Source organism: Falsiroseomonas sp., assembly GCF_051860665.1.
Classification (GTDB): Bacteria; Pseudomonadota; Alphaproteobacteria; order Acetobacterales; family Acetobacteraceae; genus Falsiroseomonas.
In genome coordinates this window covers 14781-36794 of record NZ_JBHYDM010000019.1, presented here as the reverse complement: position 1 = coordinate 36794, position 22014 = coordinate 14781, and the positions used below count along the sequence as shown (strand labels likewise).

The 22014-nt window shown below is 70.0% G+C and carries 19 protein-coding genes; 4 read left to right on the top strand and 15 right to left on the bottom strand.

What is annotated here, in order from left to right; translation table 11 throughout:
• Positions 1 to 25: 25 nt before the first annotated feature.
• From ACTIF1_RS17855 to tcuA, 3 genes are all read right to left on the bottom strand, one after another.
• Positions 26 to 2893 (bottom strand): calcium-binding protein, encoded by a 2868-nt coding sequence (locus ACTIF1_RS17855; protein ID WP_439597806.1) that lies wholly within the window; start codon positions 2891 to 2893, stop codon positions 26 to 28.
• A 148-nt stretch (positions 2894 to 3041) separates the two neighbouring features.
• Positions 3042 to 4187 (bottom strand): tricarballylate utilization 4Fe-4S protein TcuB, encoded by a 1146-nt coding sequence (tcuB, locus tag ACTIF1_RS17850; protein WP_439597805.1) that lies wholly within the window; start codon positions 4185 to 4187, stop codon positions 3042 to 3044.
• Positions 4174 to 5616, bottom strand: a complete 1443-nt coding sequence (gene tcuA / locus ACTIF1_RS17845; protein ID WP_439597804.1) for an FAD-dependent tricarballylate dehydrogenase TcuA — start codon at positions 5614 to 5616, stop codon at positions 4174 to 4176. Before tcuA ends, tcuB begins: the two co-directional genes overlap by 14 nt.
• A 54-nt stretch (positions 5617 to 5670) precedes the next feature.
• Between tcuA and ACTIF1_RS17840 the strand changes: the two genes are divergently transcribed.
• Complete coding sequence (locus tag ACTIF1_RS17840) at positions 5671 to 6351, top strand: GntR family transcriptional regulator (protein WP_439597803.1); 681 nt, start codon at positions 5671 to 5673, stop codon at positions 6349 to 6351.
• A gap of 53 nt (positions 6352 to 6404) precedes the next feature.
• On the top strand, positions 6405 to 6875 hold the full coding sequence (locus tag ACTIF1_RS17835) for a YidB family protein (RefSeq protein ID WP_439597802.1): 471 nt from the start codon (positions 6405 to 6407) through the stop codon (positions 6873 to 6875).
• 99 nt (positions 6876 to 6974) lie between these two features.
• Here ACTIF1_RS17835 and ACTIF1_RS17830 read toward each other — a convergent pair whose 3' ends face one another.
• From ACTIF1_RS17830 to ACTIF1_RS17805, 6 genes are all read right to left on the bottom strand, one after another.
• Positions 6975 to 8708 carry an ABC transporter transmembrane domain-containing protein gene (locus ACTIF1_RS17830; protein ID WP_439597801.1) on the bottom strand — a complete coding sequence of 578 codons (1734 nt, stop codon included), beginning with the start codon at positions 8706 to 8708 and terminating at the stop codon, positions 6975 to 6977.
• 84 nt (positions 8709 to 8792) lie between these two features.
• Positions 8793 to 10112: a TRAP transporter large permease gene (locus tag ACTIF1_RS17825; RefSeq protein ID WP_439597800.1), complete on the bottom strand. Its 1320-nt coding sequence runs from the start codon at positions 10110 to 10112 to the stop codon at positions 8793 to 8795.
• Entirely contained in the window at positions 10112 to 10627 is a 516-nt protein-coding gene (locus tag ACTIF1_RS17820) for a TRAP transporter small permease (RefSeq protein ID WP_439597799.1), read from the bottom strand. Before ACTIF1_RS17820 ends, ACTIF1_RS17825 begins: the two co-directional genes overlap by 1 nt.
• Positions 10628 to 10706: 79 nt before the next feature.
• Positions 10707 to 11705, bottom strand: a complete 999-nt coding sequence (locus ACTIF1_RS17815; protein ID WP_439597798.1) for a TRAP transporter substrate-binding protein — start codon at positions 11703 to 11705, stop codon at positions 10707 to 10709.
• An 85-nt stretch (positions 11706 to 11790) separates the two neighbouring features.
• A complete protein-coding gene (locus ACTIF1_RS17810) occupies positions 11791 to 12228 on the bottom strand; it encodes a MaoC family dehydratase (protein WP_439597797.1) in 438 nt (145 codons plus the stop codon).
• On the bottom strand, positions 12225 to 13763 hold the full coding sequence (locus tag ACTIF1_RS17805; protein WP_439597796.1) for an acyl CoA:acetate/3-ketoacid CoA transferase: 1539 nt from the start codon (positions 13761 to 13763) through the stop codon (positions 12225 to 12227). Before ACTIF1_RS17805 ends, ACTIF1_RS17810 begins: the two co-directional genes overlap by 4 nt.
• 64 nt (positions 13764 to 13827) lie before the next feature.
• Between ACTIF1_RS17805 and ACTIF1_RS17800 the strand changes: the two genes are divergently transcribed.
• The gene (locus ACTIF1_RS17800) at positions 13828 to 14559 is read left to right on the top strand and encodes an enoyl-CoA hydratase/isomerase family protein (protein ID WP_439597795.1); all 732 of its coding nucleotides are present in this window, start codon (positions 13828 to 13830) and stop codon (positions 14557 to 14559) included.
• Positions 14556 to 15575 (top strand): Gfo/Idh/MocA family protein, encoded by a 1020-nt coding sequence (locus ACTIF1_RS17795; RefSeq protein WP_439597794.1) that lies wholly within the window; start codon positions 14556 to 14558, stop codon positions 15573 to 15575. The genes ACTIF1_RS17800 and ACTIF1_RS17795 overlap by 4 nt, the downstream gene beginning before the upstream one ends.
• On the opposite strand, the gene ACTIF1_RS17790 is transcribed toward ACTIF1_RS17795, so the two are convergent.
• Genes ACTIF1_RS17790 through ACTIF1_RS17765 form a run of 6 tightly spaced genes read right to left on the bottom strand, consistent with a single transcriptional unit; the run spans position 15552 to position 21932 of the window.
• Positions 15552 to 16019, bottom strand: coding sequence for a MaoC family dehydratase (locus ACTIF1_RS17790; protein ID WP_439597793.1), 468 nt, complete (start codon positions 16017 to 16019; stop codon positions 15552 to 15554). The genes ACTIF1_RS17795 and ACTIF1_RS17790 overlap by 24 nt on opposite strands.
• Positions 16016 to 16783, bottom strand: a complete 768-nt coding sequence (locus tag ACTIF1_RS17785) for a 3-ketoacyl-ACP reductase (protein WP_439597792.1) — start codon at positions 16781 to 16783, stop codon at positions 16016 to 16018. The genes ACTIF1_RS17790 and ACTIF1_RS17785 overlap by 4 nt, the downstream gene beginning before the upstream one ends.
• Positions 16780 to 17910 (bottom strand): acyl-CoA dehydrogenase family protein, encoded by a 1131-nt coding sequence (locus ACTIF1_RS17780; protein WP_439597791.1) that lies wholly within the window; start codon positions 17908 to 17910, stop codon positions 16780 to 16782. The genes ACTIF1_RS17785 and ACTIF1_RS17780 overlap by 4 nt, the downstream gene beginning before the upstream one ends.
• Positions 17911 to 17950: 40 nt before the next feature.
• A complete protein-coding gene (locus ACTIF1_RS17775; RefSeq protein ID WP_439597790.1) occupies positions 17951 to 19261 on the bottom strand; it encodes an MATE family efflux transporter in 1311 nt (436 codons plus the stop codon).
• A complete protein-coding gene (locus ACTIF1_RS17770) occupies positions 19258 to 20958 on the bottom strand; it encodes a gamma-glutamyltransferase family protein (RefSeq protein ID WP_439597848.1) in 1701 nt (566 codons plus the stop codon). Before ACTIF1_RS17770 ends, ACTIF1_RS17775 begins: the two co-directional genes overlap by 4 nt.
• Positions 20958 to 21932, bottom strand: a complete 975-nt coding sequence (locus ACTIF1_RS17765) for a Bug family tripartite tricarboxylate transporter substrate binding protein (RefSeq protein ID WP_439597789.1) — start codon at positions 21930 to 21932, stop codon at positions 20958 to 20960. The genes ACTIF1_RS17770 and ACTIF1_RS17765 overlap by 1 nt, the downstream gene beginning before the upstream one ends.
• Positions 21933 to 22014: the final 82 nt, after the last annotated feature.

Here is a 22014-nt window from a genome sequence, read left to right as displayed (position 1 = left end):
CCCGTCCCCACCTGCCGGGGACCATTCACACCAGGATGAGGTCCGCCGTCGAGAGGGCGGTGACGCCGGACAGCGTCGCGACCCAGCTGATATCGGCCAGATCCCCCGTGCCATCAGCATCGAACCAGAGCCGGCCGGTGCCGGTTTCGAAGAGGAATTGTGGCCCGGCTGCATTCACCACCGGGCTGGCGCCGACGACCAGGGACGCGGTCGTGGCATTCCCCAGACCGAAGGCCTCGCGCTCGATCGCGATGCGGTCCTCGCCGCGGACGAAGTCCAGGATGAGGTCGCCGGAGCCGGTGGCGCCGAGGCCGAAGAGGAAGCTGTCGCGCCCCGCACCGCCGGAGAGCATGTCGGATCCCTCGCCGCCCTCCAGCGTGTCATTGCCCTCGCGCCCCTCCAGGTAATCCGAGCCCTTGCCGCCCCAGAAGGCATTGGCGGAGGCGGAGCCGCGGATATCGTCCCCGGCGTCGCTGCCGACCACATTCTCGATCATGCGGAGCGTCAGGCCCTGGGCCAGGCCGCCATTGAACTGCTGCGCCACCATGTCCAGCCAGACCGGCTGGCCCGAGACGATATTGAAGCGCAGCGTATCCACGCCGGAGCTGCCGTCGAAATAGTCGGTGCCATTGGCGTCGAAGTCGGTGCGGATGAAGAGATCGTCGCCGGCCTCGCCATAGAGGCTGTCATGACCGTCGCCATCCGTCAGTTCGTCATTGCCGCCGCCGCCGCGCAGCTTGTCGTTGCCGGCATTGCCCTCCAGCACATCGGCCAAGGCCCCGCCGGTGACGCTGTCATGGCCGCGGCCGCCGTCGAAGAACAGGCGCTCCATGCCGGTGAAGCGGGTGGTGGCATCCACCTGCACCAGGCCGGTGGCGAAGGTGAAGGCGAAATCGACATATTCCTCGGTCAGGTCGAGGAAGAGGCTGTCCTCCTCCGTCCCGCCATCGGCCTGGTCGCCGCGGTTCATGTGCAGCGCATCCGCCCCGGCGCCGCCCAGCAGCGTATCGGCCTCACCATCCTTGATGCCGCCGGTGGCCCAGAGGATGTCGGCCCCATCGCCGCCCTCCAGCCGATCGGCGCCGTACCAGCCGGTCAGCTCGTCATTGCCGCCCAGGCCCAGCAGCGTATCGGCACCCGACATGCCGTTGAACCAGTCATCCAGCGCGCCGCCCACCAGGCTGTCCCGGCCGGAGCCGGCGCGGATATGCACGCGCTCCACATTGGCCAGCGTGACATCGCCATTCGCCATCACGGCATTGGCGGAAAGGGTGAAGGTCAGATCGCGGCTGCTGGCGGAGCGGTTGATCCAGGCGAAGTCGATGCCGTCCCCGCCATCCACCGTATAGAGGCCGCCGGCGCTGCCGCCGCCATTGTTGAGATAGACCACGTCGTTGCCGCTGCCGAGCTGGATGCGGCTATGGCCTGAAGCGCCGTCCACGCTGACATCGTCGTCGCCGGCGCCGGAATCGATGATGTTGTTGCCGCCGCCATCGACGATGCGGTCCATGCCGCTGCCGGAGCGGATGGTGTCGTTGCCATGGCCGGCCGTCATCACGTCGTTGCCGGTATTGCCGGTCAGTGCATTGTTGCCGCCGGCGGCGTTGAAGACCACGCGCTTGGCCGTGCCGGCCGTCAGCACATCATGGCCATAGGCCGTGTTGATCTCGACGATCTCGATATCGACCAGCGTGGTGCCGTCGGAGAGGGTGGCGGTCGCGCTTCCAGTGAAGCGGTAGCTGATCGCATCGGAATAGGTGAAGCGGTCGATCCGCGCGGTGTCCATGCCGGCGCCGCCGCGGATCGTGTCGATGCCGCCGGCCCCGACGATGAGGATGTCGTCGCCCTCGCCGCCTTCCAGCAGGTCGGCGCCTTCGCCGCCCATCAGCAGGTCATGGCCACTGCCGCCGCGCAGCGTATCCGCGCCGTAGAAGCCGTTCAGCACGTCGTCCCCGGCCTCGCCGGCGAAGAGATTGGCCTGCTCGTCGCCGTCGATGCTGTAGGCCTCGATGTTGAGGATGCGGGTGCCATCGGCCAGGACGTTCAGAACATTGGCCGCCTTGGCGACGAAGCTGCCGGACAGGCCATGCAGCACCAGCCGGTCCAGGCCCGTGCCGCCATCGATGGAATCGGCGCCCTCGCCTTGCCAGCGCTCGATCACGTCATTGCCGCTGCCGCCATTCAGCGTATCGGCGCCGGTGCCGCCGGACAGGCTGTCGTCGCCGGCCTCGCCGAGCAGCGTGTCGTTGCCCTCGCCGCCGCGCAGCGTGTCGTTTCCGGTGCCGCCGTCCATCAGGTCGTGGCCGGCCTCGCCGAACATCTGGTCCTCGCCCGCCTGGCCATAGAGGCGGTCATTGCCGCTGCCGCCAAAGAGCTGGTCGCGGCCATTGCCGCCGCCGAGCTGGTCGTTGCCGGCATCGCCCAGCAGCGCGTCGTCGCCATTGCCGCCCTCCAGGCGGTCATGGCCGTCCTCGCCGAAGAGCGTGTCGTCGCCCAGCCCGCCGAGTGCCGTGTCGTTGCCTCCGCCGCCAACAAAACGGTCGTCCCAGGTGCCGCCGGTGAAACGGTCGGCGAAGGCGGAGCCGGTGATGGCATAGGCCTCGATATCGACGAGTTTCGCGCCGAGCAGCGAGATCATCTCCGCCGAATCGACCACGGTGAAGGTGACGCCCGCTGTCGCGCCCGCGAAGCTCAGGTTCAGCGCGTCGAAGCCCGCGCCGCCCGAGATCGTGTCGCCCTGCAATCCGGCGGGGCTGTCATGGAAGATCTGGTCGTCACCGCCATAGCCGAGGATCAGGTCGGCGGCGGCCGTGCCGAACAGGTAGTCCGTGCCATCGGTGCCCTCGACGACATGGGGCGACGCGGCAAGGGACGCCATTCTGGGCGTGGTCATGGAAACCTCGTGGTGTGGAAGGGCAGCGGGCCGGATCCACTCCCTCGGAAGCGCCCCTGCGGTGGGGGCGCTTGCTAGGGTGGCGAGGTTTCGATCGCGTTTCGCAACAGGGGCGAATGTTTCGTCCCTGTTTCGCGGAAGCCCGGCCTCAGGCCGGCCGCTTCTCCCGCGCATTCCGCAGCAGGGCGATGCCGCGATAAATCCCGTGCACCATCTTCGAATAGGGCAGCACCACGAAGAGCGCGAGCACAAGGCCCAGATGCAGTACCAGCATCAGGCCCATCGCCCCGGTATGCCGCACCGCCAGCAGCAGCAGCCCGGTGGCGCCGATCAGGAAGAGCAGGCCGAGCATGGCGTATTCGCCGCCCATCAGCTTGCGGGCCACCGGCACGGGGTCCGTGATGGTCTTCACCACGATCAGCCCCGCCGTGCCGATGCAGAGCAGCACGCCGCCCCAGGTGCCGAGCTGCACGGGCAGGGACAGGAAGGCGTGCGGCGAATGCCAGCCGAAGATGTGGTGATAGATCGCGCCGGTGGTGGTGGCCGCAAAGCAGAGCATGAAGCCGAAGAACATGGACTGATGCAGCCAGCGCCGGTGCTGGGCAAAACTGTCGTCCAGGTCGTTGCAGCCATGCCCGCCGCCGCCGAGGTTGCGGAGCGTCAGCACATCCACCGCCGCTTCCGCCGCCGGTGCTGGCTGGAAACTGCCGCCCATGCCGCCGGTGGCGCGCCAGTAGCGGATGGCGCCCATGGCCATGGCGAGGATGGCGAAGAGGAAGCTGCCGCCAGCCAGCAGGTTGATCAGCCACATCGGGATGATGCGGAAGAAGGCGCCGGTGCCGGTCTGCGCGCTGAACAGCACCGCCGGGTCCTTGATCGCCACGCTGAGGATCAGCGCCAGCATCACGAAGAGCGTCGCCAGCCCCGCCACCAGCGTGCCGTTGCGCGCAAACAGCCTGCCCGCGCCCGAAGGCCAAGCGTATTCCGCGTAGCTCTCCTGCCGGATGGTCGCGAAGGTCGCCGGGATATTGATGCCGAAGGCATGCGGCGGCGCGTATTGGCAGGCGTGGTAGCAGCCCTTGCAGCCATGGCAGAGGTTCGCCAGGTGGGTCAGGTCCGCCTTCTCGAAATCCCGCCGCGCGGCCATGGCCGGGAAGACGGCGCAATAGCCCTCGCAGTAGCGGCAGGCATTGCAGACCGCCATCTGACGGCGGGCGTCCTGGTAGGCCTCGGATTCGATCCCGGTCGCTTCCTGCAGCAGCAGGTCCAGCTTGCTCATCTCAGTTGCGGACATGGCGCGCCGCTCCCTCACCGGCCAGGCGTCCGAAGACGGTGCCGAGGGTCATGCCGAAGCCGGCGAGATAGCCCTGGCCGAGGATATTGCCCGACATGATTTCCCCACTTGCGAACATATTGGCGGAAGGCCTGCCATCGGCCATCAGCACGCGGGCCTGGTCGTTCACCTTCACGCCGAGGAAGGTGAAGGTGATGCCCGGCCGCAGCGGATAGGCGTAGTAGGGCGGCGTATCGATGCGCCGGGCCCAATGGCTTTTCGGCGGCACGAGGCCTTCGGTGCTGCAATCGTCCGGCACCATGGGCTTGAAGGTGCCTGGACGGACGGCGGCGTTGAAATCCGCCACCACCCTTTCAAGCTTGCCGGCATCGAAGCCGGCCATCGCGGCAATCTCTGCGATGCTATCCGCCTTGTAGGGCGGGTAGACGCTGGGCAAAAAATTCAGCACCGCCTTGCTGTCCGTCACCGCCAGGGCGATCTGGCCGGGCTGCTGCGCGATCAGCCGGCCCCAGATGGCATAGCGCTTCGGCCAGACATCCTCGCCCTCGTCGTAGAAGCGCTCGACATCGCGGTTCACCACCAGGCTGAAGGGCACGCAGTCCAGCCGCATGGCGAGGCCGCCATCCTCCATGGGTGCGCGGGCATCGTTTGCCACCGCGTGGAACTGCGTGGGGTCGCCCACCTGCTGCACGCCCTGTGCCAGCAGATCCTTCAGGATGGTGCCCTGGGCATAGGGGGTGCCGCGGATCTGGAAATTGTCGGCGGCATCGCCCCAGTATTCCCGCAGCCAGGTTCTATTCGCCTGGAAGCCGCCGCTGGCCGCGACGAGGGCCTTGAAGCGGATGCGCTCGGGGAAGCCTTTGTGGGAGACGATGGCCTCCGTCGCATGGCCTTCCTCCACCTGGATGTGCTGCACCTCGGTATCCGTCAGCAGCACGATGCCGAGCCGCGCCGCTTCCCGGAACAGCGCATTCACCAGGGCCTTGCCGCCGCCGAGGAAGAAGGCGTTGGTGCGGGACAGCGACAGCGTGCCGGAAAGCGAGGGCTGGAAGACCACGCCGCAGCTCGCCAGGAAATCCGGCGCGTGTTGGCTGGCGCGGATGCACATGCGGGCCAGGCCCTCATCCGTCTTGCCGCCCGTCACCCGGTTCAGGTCGTCCCAGTATTCCTCCTCCAGGTAGCTGTCGGTCAGCACCTGGGTGGGGCCGGGATGCAAGGCGCGGAGGTTGCGGGTGTGGCGCGAATTGCCGCCGCGCAGCGGGGGCGGGGAGGCCTCGCACAGGATGACGGAGGCGCCGGCCCGGCGCGCGGTGATGGCGGCGCAGAGGGCGGCATTGCCGCCGCCGACCACCAAGACGTCGTAGAGGCGGGCAAAATCCGGCACGCGGGTCTCCTCGGGCAGCGCGTCCTTGTATCCATTCGTATCCACTGATGTCCAGATGGCAGTTCCATCGCGCCGGCCGGCTGCGCTACACCCGGAATCATGGACCTGCCGCCCCCCTCCCGCGACCTCGGCCAGGAGGCCTATGGCCGCATCCGCGCCGCGATCCGCGAGGGCGCGCTGGCGCCCGGACTGCGGCTGACCGAGACCGACCTCGCCGCCCGCTTCGGCGTCTCCCGCACCCCGGTCCGACAGGCCATCGCCCGGCTGGAATCGGAAGGGCTGCTGACCCACGAGCCCCGCCGCGGCCTCACCGTGACCCGCCCGGACCACCAGCAGGTGGTCGAGCTCTATGTGATGCGGGAGGTGCTGGAGGGCGCGGCCGCGCGGCTCGCTGCCCAGCACGCCAGCCCGACCGAGATCGGCGCCATGGCCGAGCTGGTGGCCGGGGAGCCCGCCTTGTTCCAGGACGCCCGGGCGCTCGCCGAGACCAACCAGCGCCTGCACGGGCTGCTGTATCTCGCCGCGCATAACCGCTACCTGCTGCGCAGCCTGGAGCAGATCTCCGCCACCATGGCGCTGCTGCCCAGCCTGCTGACCGTCGCCGGCCGCGCCGAGCAGGCGCATGCGGAGCACCGGGCGATCCTCGCCGCGCTGCGGGCGCGGGATGGCGATGCGGCGGAAGCCGCCAGCCGCGCCCATGCCCAGGCGGCGCAGCGGCACCGGCTGGCCTGGCTGGTGCGCACGGTGGGCGTGCCCTTTGCAGCGCCGGGCGCGGACTGACCGGAACTCCCGCGTCGCGGCGGGGTTTTCCCCGCAACAACCGGAGAAGATCCATGAGCCGCGGCTTTCCTTCCATGACGGCGCTGCTGGGCGTGCTGGCCATTGCCGGCTACCAGAACCGCGACAAGCTGGCCGAACTGCTGAATGGCGGCCGCGGCGGGTTGCAGCCTGCCGGCGCGGCACCCCAGGGCGGCGGCCTGGGCGGCATGCTGGGCGGCCTGCTCGGCGGCGGGGCCGCCGGCGGCGGGCTCAGCGGCGGGTTGCGGGAGCTGGTGGACCGCTTCCGCGCCTCCGGCGAGGGCGAGACGGCGGATTCCTGGGTGCGCCAGGGTCCGAACCGCGACATGGCGCCGGACCGAATGGAGCGCGCCATCGGGCCGGAGACGCTCGACGAGCTGACCCGCCACACCGGCCTCTCGCGCCAGGAACTGCTGGCGCGCCTGGCGCGGGACCTGCCGAAGGCGGTGGATGACTGCACCGCCGGCGGCTGCCTGCCCGATGAGGAAGCGCCGCGCCGGGCCTGAGGCTGAAGCCGTTTCACCGTAAGCGGTGGAATGGCTCCAGCTCCATTTTCCAAGGCATTTTCCGAGTCGCCCTGTGCAGCCGCAAGGCTTGAAAATGTCTCAGCCGGCCTCGGAGAACTGCAGGGCGGCGAGGCGGGCATAGAGCCCGCCCTCCCGCACCAGCGCGTCATGCGTGCCCATGGCGACGATGCGCCCGCCCTCCATCACCACGATCCGGTCCGCCTTGCGCACGGTGGCCAGGCGATGCGCCACCACCAGCGTGGTGCGTCCCTGGGACAGGGCCTCCAGCGCCCGCTGCACGGATTGCTCCGACTCGGCATCCAGCGCGCTGGTCGCCTCGTCCAGCAGCAGGATGGGCGGGTCGCGCAGGATGGCCCGCGCGATGGCGATGCGCTGCCGCTGGCCGCCGGACAGCGTCACGCCGCGCGCGCCGAGATGCGTGGCATAGCCCTGCGGCAGCTTGCGGATGAAGTCATCCGCCGCCGCCGCGACGGCCGCCGCCTCCACCTCCGCATCCGTCGCATCCAGCCGGCCGTAGCGGATATTCTCCGCCACGCTGGTGGAGAAGATGGCCGGGTCCTGCGGCACCAGGCCGAGCCTGCCGCGCAGCTCCGCCGGGGCCAGCTTCGCCGCATCCACCCCATCCACCAGCACGCGGCCGGCCTGGGGGTCGTAGAAGCGCAGCAGCAGCTGGAACACCGTGGTCTTGCCGGCGCCGGAAGGGCCGACCAGCGCCACCGTCTCCCCCGGCGCCACCTCCAGCGAGAAGTCATCCAGCGCCGCCTGGCCCGGCCGCGTCGGATAGGCGAAGCGCACCTCCCGGAATTCCACCCGGCCCTGCGCCGGCTGCGGCAGATGCGCCGGCACGGCCGGCACGGTGATGGCCGATTGCGCGTCGAGCAGGTCCTGCAGCCGGTCCGCCGCCCCGCCGGCGCGCTGGATCTCCCCCCACAACTCGCTCATCGAGGCGCCGGAGGAGGCGAGCAGCACGGCGTAGAAGACGAAGGCGGTCAGCTCGCCCCCCGTCATCCGCCCCGCCACCACATCATGCCCACCGACCCAGAGGCTGAAGGTGATGGCGCCGAAGCCCAGCAGGATCACCGCCAGGATCAGGAAGCCGCGCGAGGCGATGCGACGGAGCGCGGCGGCGACGCTGCCCTCCACCTCCCGCGAGAAGCGCCGGCGATCCTCCGGCTCATGCGTGAAGGCCTGCACGATGCGCAGGCCGTTCAGCGCCTCCTCCGCCGTCGCCGCCAGGTCCGCCACGCGTTCCTGCGCCACCTTGGACAGGCGGCGTTCGCGGCGGCCGAAGACCACCAGCGGCACGATCACCAGCGGCAGCACGGCCAGCACGATGCCGGCCAGCTTGGCGCTGGTGGCCAGCAGCATGGCCAGCGCGCCGAGCCCGGTCAGCGCATTGCGCAGCCCCATGGAGATGGCGGAGCCGATGAGCGATTGCAGCAGCCCCACATCCGCCGTCATGCGGGAGAGGATGTCGCCGGTGCGGGCGGTTTCGAAGTAGCTGGGCGAGAGCGTCAGCACATGGTCGAAGACCCGCCGCCGCAGATCCGCCGCCACCCGTTCGCCGAGCCAGGAGACCAGGTAGTAGCGGGCGGAGGTCGCGATCGCGAGCAGCGCGACGACGCTGCCCATGAAGATCGCCGCATTGTTCAAGGCGGCCGCACCGCCGACAAAGCCCTCGTCGATCAGGTGCCGCAGCCCCTGGCCCAGGGCGAGGGTGAGCCCCGCGGCGGCCACCAGCGCGAAGCCCGCGGCCAGGGCCCGCCCCAGATAGGGCCGCAATTGCGGCAGTAGCAGGCCGAGGGAGGCCACAGGCGCGGCAGGGCGGGGGGAGGGGGGCGTGGTCACTCCCGCTACTTGCCCCCGCGCCCCCTGTTCCGCAACCTTCCGCCGCCGCTACTCCATGAAGCCGGGCTCGAGCAGGCGCGGGATCAGCAGCGCCATGTCCGGCCAGAGGATCAGCAGCACCAGCACCGCCAGCATCGGCAGCAGCATCAGCACCACGTCCTTCAGCACATCCACCAGCCGGAGGTTGGCGATGGAGCAGCAGATCAGCAGGCACAGCCCATAGGGCGGCGTCACCAGGCCGAAGGCGAGGGAGACGATGCTGATCATGGCGAAGTGGACGGGATGCAGCCCCGCCGCCGCCGCCACCGGCTGCAGGATGGTGCCGACGATGATGATGGCCGGGATCGCATCCAGGAAGCAGCCCACCACCAGGAAGACACCGGCGATGAAGAAGCCGGCCGCGATCGGCCCCATCTCCCAGGCCGAGACGCCGGACAGCACCGCCTGCGGGATCTGGTAGAAGGCCATCAGCCAGCCGAAGGCGCTCGCCGTGCCGACGCAGAACAGGGTGATGGCGGCGAAGCGCCCCGTCTCGCTGAAGGCCCGGAACAGGCCTTTCATGTCGAGCTGACGGTAGACGATGACCGACAGCACCAGCGCGTAGAGCACGGCGACGCAGGCGGCCTCCGTCGGCGTGAACCAGCCGAAGATCTTGCCGCCGATGATGATGAAGGGCGTCATCAGCGCCGGGATGGCGACGACCAGCGCATAGCCGAGCTGGCCCCAGGTCTCGCGCGGATAGGTCGGGTAGTTGCGTGCCTTCGAATAGGCATGCACGGTGCCCATCTGCGCCAGCGCCAGCAGCAGGCCGGGCAGGATGCCCGCCAGGAACAGCGCGCCGATCGAGGTGGTCAGCACGCCACCCCAGACGATCATCAGGATCGAGGGCGGGATGACCACCGCCAGTACCGCCGAGACGGCCGTGATGGCGACGGAGAAGCTGGGCGAATAGCCTTCCTTGATCTGCGCCTCGATGAAGATCTTGCCCTGGCTGGCGGCATCCGCGGTGGAGCTGCCGGAGATGCCGGCGAAGAAGACGGAGAGCACGACGTTGATCTGCGCGAGGCCACCCGGCAGGTGCCCGACCATGGAGCGCGACAGCGTCACCAGCCGGTCCGTGATGCCGCCCGCGGTCATCAGATTGGCGGCCAGCAGGAAGAAGGGCACGGCCAGCAGGATGAAGGAGTTGTAGGAGTTGAAGGTCTCCTGCACCAGGATCATCGGCCAGAGGCGGTCCTCGATGATGAAGGAGGGCAGGCAGGCGAGGCCGAGCGCGACGGCCACGGGCACGCGCAGCGCCAGCAGGGCGAAGAAGATGCCGAACATGATCCAGGCGGCATCGCCGGTGGCCAGGACATTGCCGCCCATCAGGAAGTCGCCCCTTCGCCATGCCGCAGGACCTGCAGGTCGTCCCAGATTCGCTCGCCGGCGAAGATCAGCCAGCTGACGCCGGCGATGGGCCAGGCGATGTGGATGGTCCAGAGCGGCAGTTCGGCCAGTTCGCTGATCCGGTACCAGGCGGTATCGGTGAATTCCCAGCCATAGACGATGAAGACATAGGCGAAGCCGAGCACGAAGAGCGAGGAGAGGATATCCAGCGCCGCCTTCCTGCGGCCGTGCAGGTTGTAGAAGAGATCGACGTTGAAATGCGTCCCCTCCCGCACCCCGAGGATGCTGCCCAGCATGATCATCCAGACCAGCAGGAAGCGGGACAGCTCCTCGGTCCAGATGTAGCGCGGCAGGAAATCGGTGAAGCGCGCGAAGATCTGCAGGGTGACCGGCAGGATGATGCCAATGACGGTGACGACCAGCAGGACGTCGAGCAGCCTGGCGTAGAATGCGCTGATGCGGCGGAACAGGCCGCGCGCGCCCTGTGGCGGCATGCGGGTGGGTATCCTTCGCCTATGGGCTTTATTCGGGGAGAGGGGTGGCGGGGCGCAGCCGCGCGCCCCGCCGGGAGGGTCAGGAGGTCAGCGCGTTGATCGAGGCGAAGATGCGGTCCGCATCGATCTCCTTGGCATAGGCCTCCATCACCGGCAGCACGGCGGCATTCATCTGCGCGCGTTCGGTGAAGGCGATCTTCTTCAGGCGGCCAGCGGCTTCCAGCGCCGTGATCTTCTGCGCATCCTCGCCGCTTTCGGCATTGCGGCCGAAGACGCCAGCCTCGCGGCCCGCGCGGCGCACCGCCTCCTGCAGCTCACGCGGCAGGCGCTGCATGGTCTGAGCGGAGAAGCAGAGCGGGCGGACCGTGATGGCATGCTCCGTCATGATCAGGTTCGGCCCGACCTCGTAGAAGCGCATCTGCTCGACACCCGCGGCCTCGTTCTCACCGGCCTGGATGACGTTGTTCTGGATGGCGTTGTAGACCTCGTTATAGGCGATGACCTGCGGCGCCATGCCGATGGCCTGGAAGGTGCGCGACCAGATCGGCGCGCCCTGCACGCGCACGCGCAGACCGCGCAGCTCCGCCATGTTGCTGGCCGGGCGGTTCGAGAAGATGTTGCGCGTGCCGCCGCCGGCATAGCCGATCAGCGCCACGCGGGCGCGGCGCTCCACCTCGTCCGAGACAGGCTTCAGCATGTCCCCGTCCAGCACCTTGTTCCAATGCGCCAGGTCGCGGAACAGGAAGGGCGCGTCGATGAAGGGGGCGGCGCGGCTGAAGGTGGACATATGCGCCGGGCTGACGATGCCGAAATCCACGGCGCGGCCGGCGGACATGTATTCGAAATACTGCTTCTCCAGCCCCAGCGAGCTGTTCAGGTGCCAGACGAAGTTCACGGGACGGCCGTAGTACTCCACGACCTTCTCGGCGAAGTGCTTCATGGCGCGGGTGAAGACGTGTTCCTCGTTGAACTGGCTGGCGCCGTTCAGCGTGATCGGCGCCTGCGCGCGCACGACATGCGGCGCGGCGAGCAGACCGGTTGCAGCGGCAATGCCGCCGAGCAGAGCGCGACGTTCCATGGACCAACTCCCCTTGCTGCCGGGTCATTCGCCCGGTTCACACGGGCAGCTTAGACCGGTCCTGCCGGGCTTGGAAACCGCCCAGTTACCGGCTTGCAGGCACCCATTTCAGGATATGGCGCGCCACAAGGCAGCATCGGCCCGCCTGGTTCACCACCTCGCAGTCAGCCTCGCTGCGGCCCTTCGCGGGATCCAGCGCCGCCACCCGATAGCGGGCCTGCAGCCGATCGCCGATGAAGACGGGCGCGAGGAAGCGCACGCCGTCATAGCCCAGCGAGACGGGCACGCCCGTGCAGCCGGCCGCGATGGCGCGATGTGCGATCTCCGATGCCGTGGCGGAGAGCAGCCCCAGAACCAGCGCGCCATGCGCGATGCGCTGGCCAAAGGGCGTCTGCGCGGCATAGGCGGCATCGACATGCAGCGGGTCGTGGTCACCGGTGATCTCGGCCGTCAGCAGCAGGTCGCGCTCCGTCACCTGCTTGGTGAACTGCGCCTCGGCCCCGACCTCGATCCCGAAGTTCACAGCCCGGCCAGCCGCGGCGACTGCGCCTTGGCGGGGCGTCCTGCGATGTGGGCGGCGAGGCCGATGCGCGGCTCGGCGAAAAGCCGCGCCTCCATCTCCCGCAGATCGGGCGCGATGGCGGGCCGGAAGCCCATGCGCCCGCACAGCTCCTCCACCGTCAGGCCCGGCGCGATCTCGATCAGTTCAGGACCGCGGTCGCCGAGGCGGAAGACGGCGGCCTCCGTCACATAGAGCACCGGCTGGCCACGCTGCCGGGCGAAGGCGCCGGAGAAGGTGATCTGCTCCACCTGCTGCACCGCCTTGGGCTTGCCGCCGGCGGTCAGCGTGCCACCAAAGATCACGCGCTGCGCATTCTGGCTGATGTTGATGAAGCCGCCCGGCCCGATCAGCTTGCCGCCGAAGCGGGAGACATTGACGTTGCCCGCTGCATCAAATTCGGCGAAAGACAGGAAGGCGAGGTCGAGCCCGCCGCCATCGTAGAAATCGAACTGGTAGGGCTGGTCCACCGTGGCATCGGGGTTCATGGCCGCGCCCGCATCCCCGCCGCTGGCCGGTGCGCCGCCGATATTGCCCTGTTCATTGGTCAGGCAGATGGCATCCAGGCAGCCTTCCTCCGCCGCCACATTGGCGAGACCCGTGAAGATGCCGGAGCCGAGATTGCAGATGGCGCGCGGGAACAATTCCAGCGCGCCGCGCCGCGCCACGATCTTGCGCGCATCCAGCCTGAGGCGGGGGATGTCATCCAGCGGGATCCGCGCCTCGCCGGAATAGGCGGGGGAATGGGGGGTGAGGTAGGTCTGTTCCTGCTCCGGCTCCACCACCACCAGGTCCACCAGGATGCCGGGGATCTTCACCATCTTCGGATTCAGGCTGCCGCGCGGCGCCATGCGCTTGACCTGCACCACCACGACGCCGCCGCAGCGCTTGGTGGCCTGCGCCTCCGACAGCATCTCCAGCGTCACCGCCTCCTGCTCCATGGACACGTTGCCGTCCTCATCCGCGGTGGTGCCGCGCAGGAAGGCGATGTCGATGTGATAGGGCTTGTAGAAGAGCATCTCCTCGCCGCGGATGGTCACCAGCTCCACCAGGTCTTCCTTCGCGGAAGCGGATTGCCGGCCGCCCTGCAGGCGCGGATCGACGAAGCTGTGCAGCCCGGTTTTCGTGAACAGACCCATGCGGCCCGCGGCCATCTCGCGCATCAGCTGGCTGAGAGAACCCTGCGGCAGGGACCAGGCCTCGATCTCATCGGCCAGCGCCATGGCGCCGATCGGCGGGCTGTTCACATAGCTGCCGGCGATATTGCGGCGGAGCAGGCCCTTCTGGGCCAGGTGCCCCAGCCCGCGCGCAGCGCCATCGCCCACCCCCACCGGATGCAGCGCGGTCAGGCCACGCGGCGCACCGCTCTCGCGAAAACGCGCGCCAAGGGCTGCCAGCAGCGCCTCCGGCACCGCATGTCCGCCGCCGGAGCCGCCGATCAGCAGCGTGTCGCCATCCTGCAGCAGCGATGCCGCCTGCCGCGCCGTGACCTTGCGCATTGCGCCCGTTTCCCCAACCGTTGTTCCCAACACTCTAACCGGGTGGCGCAGGGGAGGAAGAGGGATGCAGGACGGCCAGGTTATCCTGGAGGTGGCCGAGGGCGTGGCGGTGCTGACGCTGGATCGGCCCGCCAAGCACAATGCCATCACCAATGCCATGGCCGCGCAGCTGGCCGAGCATGCGCGTGCCATCAATGCGGATGAGGCAGTGCGCGCGGTGCTGCTGCGTGGCGCGGGCGAGCGGGCCTTCTGCGCGGGCATGGATCTGCGCGCCATCGAGGCTTTCCGGACGGCCTGGGATTTCCGGCACCGGCCGGACTACCCGGGCGCCGTGCGAGCGATCCGCAAGCCGGTGGTCGCCGCGATCAAGGGCTGGGCGCTGGGCGGCGGCTTCGAACTGGCGCTGGCGGCCGATATCCGCATCGCGGCGGAGAGCAGCCGCATCGGCTTTCCGGAAGTCACGCGCGGCTGGGTCGGCGGTGGCGGCGCCTCCCAGCTGCTGCCGCGCGTGGCGGGTCTCGGCCAGGCCATGCGGCTGCTGCTGACCGGGGATCCAATCGACGGGGCGGAGGCGCTGCGGCTGCGGCTGGTGGAGCAGCTGGTGCCGGACGACGCCTTGGAAGATGCGGCGCGCGCGCTCTGTGCGCGTCTGGCGGCGCTCTCGCCCGTCGCGGTGCAGGCGGTGAAGGCGGCGGTGCGGCAATCGCTGGAAGCGCCGCTGAGCGCCGGCCTCGCCTATGAGAACGAGATGAACGTGCTGTGCCTGGCGGCGCTGCGGGAGGGGGCGGGGCCATGATCGGCATCGGCGTCGTCGGGCTGGGGATGGCGACCCAGCCGCATATGCTGGCGATCCGCGACCTGGAGGAAGCCGGCACTGCGCGGCTGGTCGGCGGTTTTTCCCCGAGTGCGGAGCGCCGCGATGGCTTTGCACTGCGCTGGAAGGCACCGGTCTTCGAAAGCCTGGAGGCGCTGCTGGCCGCGACCGGGCTGGATCTGGTGCTGGTGCTGACGCCGCCGGGTCAGCACCTGCCGGTGGCTCGCGCCGCGGCCGCGGCGGGCAAGCACATGCTGGTGGAGAAGCCGCTGGAGCGCACGGCGGCAGAGGCCGAGGCGCTGGTGCAGGTGGCGCGGGAGGCGGGCGTGACGCTCGGCGTGGTCTTCCAGCACCGCTTCCGGCCGGCGGCGCTGCGGCTGAAGCAGGCGGTGGAGGGGGGCGAGCTCGGCAGGCTGCTGTCCTGCTCGGCCAGCATCCGCTGGTGGCGTGATGCGGCCTACTTCGCGCAGCCCGGACGCGGGATGCGCGCGCGGGATGGCGGCGGCGTGCTGCTGACCCAGGCGATCCACACCCTGGACCTGCTGCTGCATCTCGCGGGGCCACTGGCGCGGGTTGGTGCCCTGGCGAAGACCAGCGGGCTGCGCGCGATCGATACCGAGGACATGGCCGCCGCCGCGCTGCACTTCCGCAGCGGCGCCATCGGCGTGCTGGATGCGACCACCGTGGCGGAGCCGGGCTATCCGGAACGCGTCGAGATCGCCGGCACCGGCGGCAGCGCATCGCTGGTGGCGGAGCGTCTGGAGCTGCATGTGAAGGGCCGCCCCGTCGAGATCGTGGACGGCGCCATGGCCGGCGGGGGCGGCGCCGACCCCATGGCCTTCGACCACGGACCGCACCGCGCCATGCTGGCGGAGGTGTGTGACGCCATCACCCAGCGCCGCGCGCCGATGAATGACGGGGCCACCGGCCTGCCCGTGCTGCACACGATCGAGGCGATCCTGCGCAGCGCTGAGCTAGGCGCCTTCGTCGACCTTTGAGGTGTGCACCATCAGGTCGTTCTCGCCCTTCTGCACGACCTCGCCACGCTGATTGGTCAGGTCGAAGGACATGGTGACGATCCCGCGCGCCGGATTTTTGGTCAGCCGCTTCGAGAGCACCGTGATCCGCGCCGCGATCCGGTCGCCCACCAGGATCGGCCCCGCAAAGGACCAGCGCCAGGAGAGCGAGACGATCGCCGCGAATTTCGTCGGCGCCCGGTTCTTCAACCCGTCGCAGAGCGCGAGGCCCAGCAGCCCATGCGCGACGCGGCCGGGATAGCCGAGGCCGCGCGCATAATCATCATCCATATGGATGTCGAAGAAATCGCCAGTCAGCCCGGCGAAGGCGATGATATGGGCCTCCGTGACGGTGATGCCGCCGGTCTTGATGACCAGGCCTGGTTCGACCTGCTCGTAGCGCAGCAGCGCGGGGTCGATCTTCATAGGCGATGCATGTGCAGGCCGCCGTCGATGTGGAAGGCATCGCCGGTGGAGAAGGGAATGGCGCCGGTGACGAGGGCGGCGATGGCGCGGCCGACATCCTCCGGCTCGCCCCAGCGGCGGATCGGCGAAAGCCCCTCCGCGATCCGCTTGTCGTATTTTGCGGTCACGGCCGCCGTCATGTCGGTGCGGATCACGCCGGGGCGGATGTCGTAGACCGGCACGCCTTCCTCCGCCATGCGGATGGCGAAGCAGCGCGCCACCATGCTGACGGCGATCTTGCTGGCGCTGTATTCCGTGCGATCCGCGCTCGCCATCGCCGCATTGGCGGAGGAGATGAAGACCAGGGCGCGATTGCCGCGCATCGGCGCGCCTTCCGCCACCATCCGCCGCGCCACGTTTTGGGAGACGAAGAAGGGCGCACGGGTATTGATGTCGAGGCACCGGTCCCAGGATTCGGGCGTGACCTCCAGCAGGTCGCCGCGCTGCAGGGCGCCGACGCCGGCATTGTTCACCAGCGCCTCCACCCCGCCCCAGTGAGTCCAGGCCCAGTCCACCATGGCCTCCACCGCATCCAGGTCGGAGACATCGCAGAGCTGCCAGGCGAAGCGCCCGCCGGCGGCTTCCACCGCCGCACCGGTCTCGGCGAAACCGTCCTCGCCCAGGTCGCAGCCGAGCACGTCATAGCCGGCGGCCGCCAGCGCCACGCAACTGGCCCGCCCGATCCCCCGCCGCGCGCCGGTGACCAATGCAACGGGGCGCGTCACGAAAAAATCTCGCGTGCCATGATGACCCTCTGGATCTGGTTGGTGCCTTCGTAGATCTGCGTGATCTTGGCGTCGCGATACAGCCGCTCCACCGTCACGCCGCGGATATAGCCGGTGCCGCCATGGATCTGCACCGCATCCGCGGTGCGGGCCACAGCTGCATCGCTGGCGAAGCATTTGGCCATGCTCGCCTCCAGCGTCACACGGCGGCCCTCATCCATGCCCTGCGCGGCATCGCGCACCATCAGGCGCGCCGCATGGGCGTCCTTCGCCATGTCGGCGATCAGGAAACGGATCGCCTGCTGCTCGGCGATCGGCTTGCCGAACTGCACGCGCTGCTTCGCGTAGGAAATGCTCTCCTCCAGCGCGCGTTGCAGGATGCCGAGTGCGAGCGCGGCGATGCCGATGCGGCCCTTGTCCAGCACGGACATCATCATGTGGAAGCCACGTCCCTGCGGCCCCAGCAGCGCATCCCCCGGCAGACGCACATCTTGGAAGCGCAGCCCGCCGACCGGGGAGGCGCGCTGGCCCATCTTGTGCTCGGCGCGCAGCCGCTCGACGCCCGGTGCGGCGAGATCCACCAGGAAGATCGACATGCCGCGATGCCCGGCGGCGGGATCCGTGCGCGCCAGAACCGCCGCGAGATCCGCCCGCGGCGCCATGTGGATCCACATCTTTTCGCCCGTCAGAAGCCAGTCGGGGCCATCGCGGCGCGCGGTGGTCTTCAGATTGGCGAGGTCCGATCCGGCCTCGGCCTCGGTCAGCGCATAGGCGCAGTTTTGCTCATAGCGCAGCAGGGGCGTGAGGTACTGCGCCTGCTGGGCGGGCGTGCCGTGTTCGGCAAGCAGCGTGCCCAGCAACTCCACCAGCCCCACCTGATCCGCCACGCTGGCATAGCCGCGCGACAACTCCTCCATGACGATGGCATAGGCCTGCACCCCGGCCTCCGCCCCGCCGAGGCGGTCCGGCACGGTGATGCCGAGCAGGCCGAGCCCGCCCAGGGCGCGGTAGATCTCGGCCGGAAAAGCCTCGCTCTCATCCAGCTCCGCCGCGCGGGGTGCCACCTCGCTTTCGGCAAAGCGGCGCACGGTGTCGCGCAAGGCGGCCAGCTCACCCGATTCGGCCAAGGCTGCGTTTCCCCGATTTCTTGGGGCGCATCCTGCCGCGTCAGGCGCGTCCCGGCCAGACCGCCCGGCGCACACCGGCGGCGGTCACCAGGCCATAGGCGGTGATGCCCAGCGCGACACCCAGGAAATGCCCCTCGATGCCCATGCCGAAAGGCCCGGCCAGCAATGCCCCGCCACCGACCGCCAGCGCGAGCCGCGACAACGCGCCGGCCACCGGATAGCCCATGCGCCCGGCGCCCTGGCTGGCAAAATACAGCGCCATGCCGAGCCCGAAGCCGCCGAAGGCAAGGCCGACATAGGCGAGGCCCCGTGCTGCAATCGCCACCACCGCCGCATCGCCGGTGAAGAGCGAGGCCACCTGCACCGGCGCCAGCGCCACCACCAGCCCGGCCGCGCCGGTCAGCAGCAGCGCCATGGCCGCGCCGGTCCAGGCCAGGGCCCGCGCCTCCGCCCAATCCCCGGCCCCCGCCGCGCGGCCGACGAGCGCGGTGAGCGCGGAGCCGATGCCGAAGGCCAGGGGGATCATCAGGAATTCCAGCCGCGCGGAAATGCCATAGGCCGCGACCGCCACGGCGCCATAGGCTGCCATCTGCGCCGTCACCAGGATGGTGGCGAGGTTCGCCACCACCGCCAGCCCGCTCGCCACCAGCCCCACCGACAGGATCTTTGCGAAGACCGCCGCGCGCGGGCGCATCCGCAAGGTCGGCACGAAGCCGGCGCCGCCGCGCAGCACCACCAGCGCCATGGCGAGCGTCGCGATACCAAAAACCAGCGCCATGGCCGCGCCGATGCCGGCCAGGCCCATGCCGACCGGTTCCGCCAGCGCCCAGCTGGTGGGCGGCAGCGCCAGCCAGGCCAGCACCAGCACCCGCGCCGCCAGCGCATGCCGCCCCCCGCCGCGCAGCACGGAGGCCAGGGTGTTGGTCATCCAGATCGGGACCGCCGCGGCGCCGAACAGCCAGACCGCATAGGGCGCCGCGGCCTCCGCCACCGCAGCCCCGCCGATGGCGCCGAAGATCGCACGCGGAAACAGCGCCAGCGGCAGCGCGAACAGAAACCCGGCGGCGAGCGCGATCAGCCCCGCATGCAGCACCATGGCGGAGGCCTCGTCCCGCCTTCCGGCGCCGAGCGCGCGCGCGATGGCGGAGACCACGCCGCCGCCCATGGCGCCCGTGGACATCATCTGCATCAGCAGCGCGAAGGGCAGCACCGTGGCCCAGCCCGCCAGCGCCGCCGTACCCTGCCGCGCCGCCAGCCAGGTCTCGAAGAGCTGGCCGAAGACCTGCAGGATGGCGACCAGCGCGGTCGGCGCCGCCAGCGCACCGATGCGCCGCAGCCGCGCCAGGATCATATCGCGATGGCCGCGGCTGGCCGGCGCGGATCGGCGGCGGCGGAGAGCAGGCCGCGCGCATCCTGCCGCACCAGCTCGACGCAGCCGGCCAGCCAGGTGCGTTCCGGCCATGGCCGGATGTCGTGCCCCATCGCCGCGAGCGCATCGCGTGTCGCTTCCGGGATGCGCGATTCCACCGCCAGGCGGGACGGGAAATGGTCGTGCGGGGCGCTGGTGCCGGGGAAGGCGTAGCTGGCGATGCGCGGCGCCTCGACTGCCGCCTGCGGCGACAGGCCATGGACGAACAGATTCATCAGCACCTGCAGCAGCGCCTGCGGCTGCACGTCATTCCCCGGAGAGCCGAAGGGCATCACGCTGCCATCCGCCCCCAGCGCCAGCGCCGGCATCGGCGTCAGCCGCAGCCGCTTGCCCGGCGCGATGCCGGCGGGGTGCGTGGGGTCCGTGCGGTTCTGCGAGCCGCGGTTGGACGGCACGAAGCCCAGCCCCGGCACCACCGGGCTGGACCAGGAGGCATCGGAGGGCGCGGAGGAAAAGGCCCCGCCCCAGCGATCCACCACCGAGACATAGGAGGTGCCGGCCTCGACCGGCGGATCGAGTGCCGTCGTGGCGGCCGGCACGCCGCGCCCGCTGCCGAGCCGCGCCGCCATCATGCCGGGATGCGCACCTGCCGGATCGATCGCCGCGACGCGCGCGGCCACGTGCTCGTCGGACAGCATGGCGGCCAGCGGCACATCGACAAAGTCCGGATCGCCCAGGTGATGCTCGCGATCGGCGAAGGCGATCTTCAGCACCTCCGCCAGCAGGTGCAGGTAGTCCACCGAGTTGTGCGGCAGCTCCGCGAGCCCGGCGCGTTCCGCCATGCGCAGCGCCTGCAACAAGGTCGGTCCCTGGCACCAGGCACCGCCCGTGAACACCTGCTGGCCGCGCCATTCCACGCCCACGGCCGGCAGCACCGGGCAGCGGAAGCAGGCAAGGTCCTCGCGCGACAGCCAGCCGCCTTCGGATTGCAGGAAATCGACCATCCGCCGGGCGATATCGCCGCGATAGAAGGCATCCCGCGCCGCCTGCAGCCCCGCTACGCGATCCGCGCCGCGGGCACGGGCCGCGCGCTCCTCATCCACCATGAAGCGCAGCGTGGCGGCGAGGTCCGCCTGGAGGAAGAGCTCGCCGGCCGCGGGCGGCCTGTCGCCCGGCAGGTAGATCGCCGCGTTCTGCGGCCAGCGCCGATACTCCGCCGCATGGTTCGCGAGATTCTCGGCCAGCAGCGGATAGACCGAGAATCCTTCCGCGGCGAAGCGGATGGCGTGTTCGGCCATTTCGGAAAAACCCATGGTGCCGTGGCGTTGCAGCGCGGTGATCCAGGCGCAGGGTGCGGCCGGCACCACCGTGCGCAGCACGCCCGCCGGCATCCGGCCGGCATGCTCGCGCTGGAAGTAATGTGCATCGGTCGCCGCCGGCCAGGGGCCGACGCCCGCAATCGTCTCCACCAGGCCGTCCGCCGTGCGCAGGATGATGGGCGCGACACCTGCCACGCTCACCAGGTCCGGATGCAGCACGCCGAGTGCCAGCCCCGCCGCGCAGCCCGCATCCACCGCATTGCCGCCGGCCTGCAGCACCGCGAAGCCCGCGGCTGTCGCCAGGTAGTGGCCGGATGAGATGGCGTGGCGCGTGCCGCAGACCGTCTCCCGCGTCAGCATCACTCGACCTGCACCCCGGCGCGGCGCGCCACATCCGTCCAGCGCGCGATCTCGGGCGCGATGATGGCGCGGAATTCGGCGGGGGTGCTGAGGATCGGCTTCAGGCCGATGCCCGCGATGCGCTCGGCAAAGCCCGGCTGCGCCGCCACCTGGGCGATGGCGCCCGCCAGTTCGGAGACGATGTCGCTCGGCGTGCCCGCCGGCACCACGAAGCCGAGCCAGCCGCTGGCCTGGTAGGCGGGAAAGCCGAGCTCCGCCAGGGTCGGCACATCCGGCAGCACCGGGTCCCGCGTGGCGCCGGTGGTGGCCAGCGCCCGCGCCGCGCCGTCCCGCACCGCCGTCACCACCGAATTCACCGTGTTGAAGGTCATGTCGACCTGGCCGCCCAGCATATCCGTCACCGCCTGGGGGCTGCCGCGATAGGGCACGTGCAGGATATCCACCCCCGCCATCTGCTTGAAGAATTCCGCCGCCATATGGGTGGAGGTGCCGGTCCCGGCGGAGGAATAGCTGAGCGCCCCCGGCCAAGCCTTCGCCGCCGCGACCAGATCCGCCACGCTGCGGAAGGGCGAGGCGCTGCGCACCACCAGGGCGGTGTCATTGGCGCCGACCAGCGCCACCGGGTCGAAGCTGCCGATCGGGTCATAGGGCAGGCTGGCGCGGATCGCGGGGTTGATGGCGAGCACCGAGGAATTGGCCATCAGGATGGTATAGCCATCGGCCGGGGCGCGCGCCGCGGCCTCCGTGCCGATCATGCCGCTGGCGCCGGCGCGATTCTCGATCACCACCGGCTGGCCCAGCAGCTCCGTCAGCCGCTGGGCATAGGCCCGCGCCAACAGGTCCGTGCCGGCGCCCGGCGGATAGGGCACGATGATGCGCAGCGGCCGGCTGGGCCAGGGCGGCGTCTGCGCGGCCGCGGGCAGGGGGGCGAGGCCGGCCAGGGCCAGCAGGCCGCGTCGGGGAAGCTCAGGCATCCGCGATCCCTCATCGATGTGCCGAGCCATGCTGGCACCCCGATGCTGCGGTGCGAAGGGGGCGGGCGATGCCGATGCGCGG

What these genes read in the sequence shown, in the direction of transcription:
- ACTIF1_RS17855 (WP_439597806.1), bottom strand. Translation starts at nt 2,893, where the DNA reads ATGACCACGCCCAGAATGGCGTCCCTTGCCGCGTCGCCCCATGTCGTC.
- tcuB (WP_439597805.1), bottom strand. Translation starts at nt 4,187, where the DNA reads ATGTCCGCAACTGAGATGAGCAAGCTGGACCTGCTGCTGCAGGAAGCG.
- ACTIF1_RS17840 (WP_439597803.1), top strand. Translation starts at nt 5,671, where the DNA reads ATGGACCTGCCGCCCCCCTCCCGCGACCTCGGCCAGGAGGCCTATGGC.
- ACTIF1_RS17835 (WP_439597802.1), top strand. Translation starts at nt 6,405, where the DNA reads ATGAGCCGCGGCTTTCCTTCCATGACGGCGCTGCTGGGCGTGCTGGCC.
- ACTIF1_RS17825 (WP_439597800.1), bottom strand. Translation starts at nt 10,112, where the DNA reads ATGGGCGGCAATGTCCTGGCCACCGGCGATGCCGCCTGGATCATGTTC.
- ACTIF1_RS17820 (WP_439597799.1), bottom strand. Translation starts at nt 10,627, where the DNA reads ATGCCGCCACAGGGCGCGCGCGGCCTGTTCCGCCGCATCAGCGCATTC.
- ACTIF1_RS17815 (WP_439597798.1), bottom strand. Translation starts at nt 11,705, where the DNA reads ATGGAACGTCGCGCTCTGCTCGGCGGCATTGCCGCTGCAACCGGTCTG.
- ACTIF1_RS17805 (WP_439597796.1), bottom strand. Translation starts at nt 13,763, where the DNA reads ATGCGCAAGGTCACGGCGCGGCAGGCGGCATCGCTGCTGCAGGATGGC.
- ACTIF1_RS17800 (WP_439597795.1), top strand. Translation starts at nt 13,828, where the DNA reads ATGCAGGACGGCCAGGTTATCCTGGAGGTGGCCGAGGGCGTGGCGGTG.
- ACTIF1_RS17795 (WP_439597794.1), top strand. Translation starts at nt 14,556, where the DNA reads ATGATCGGCATCGGCGTCGTCGGGCTGGGGATGGCGACCCAGCCGCAT.
- ACTIF1_RS17790 (WP_439597793.1), bottom strand. Translation starts at nt 16,019, where the DNA reads ATGAAGATCGACCCCGCGCTGCTGCGCTACGAGCAGGTCGAACCAGGC.
- ACTIF1_RS17775 (WP_439597790.1), bottom strand. Translation starts at nt 19,261, where the DNA reads ATGATCCTGGCGCGGCTGCGGCGCATCGGTGCGCTGGCGGCGCCGACC.
- ACTIF1_RS17770 (WP_439597848.1), bottom strand. Translation starts at nt 20,958, where the DNA reads ATGCTGACGCGGGAGACGGTCTGCGGCACGCGCCACGCCATCTCATCC.
- ACTIF1_RS17765 (WP_439597789.1), bottom strand. Translation starts at nt 21,932, where the DNA reads ATGCCTGAGCTTCCCCGACGCGGCCTGCTGGCCCTGGCCGGCCTCGCC.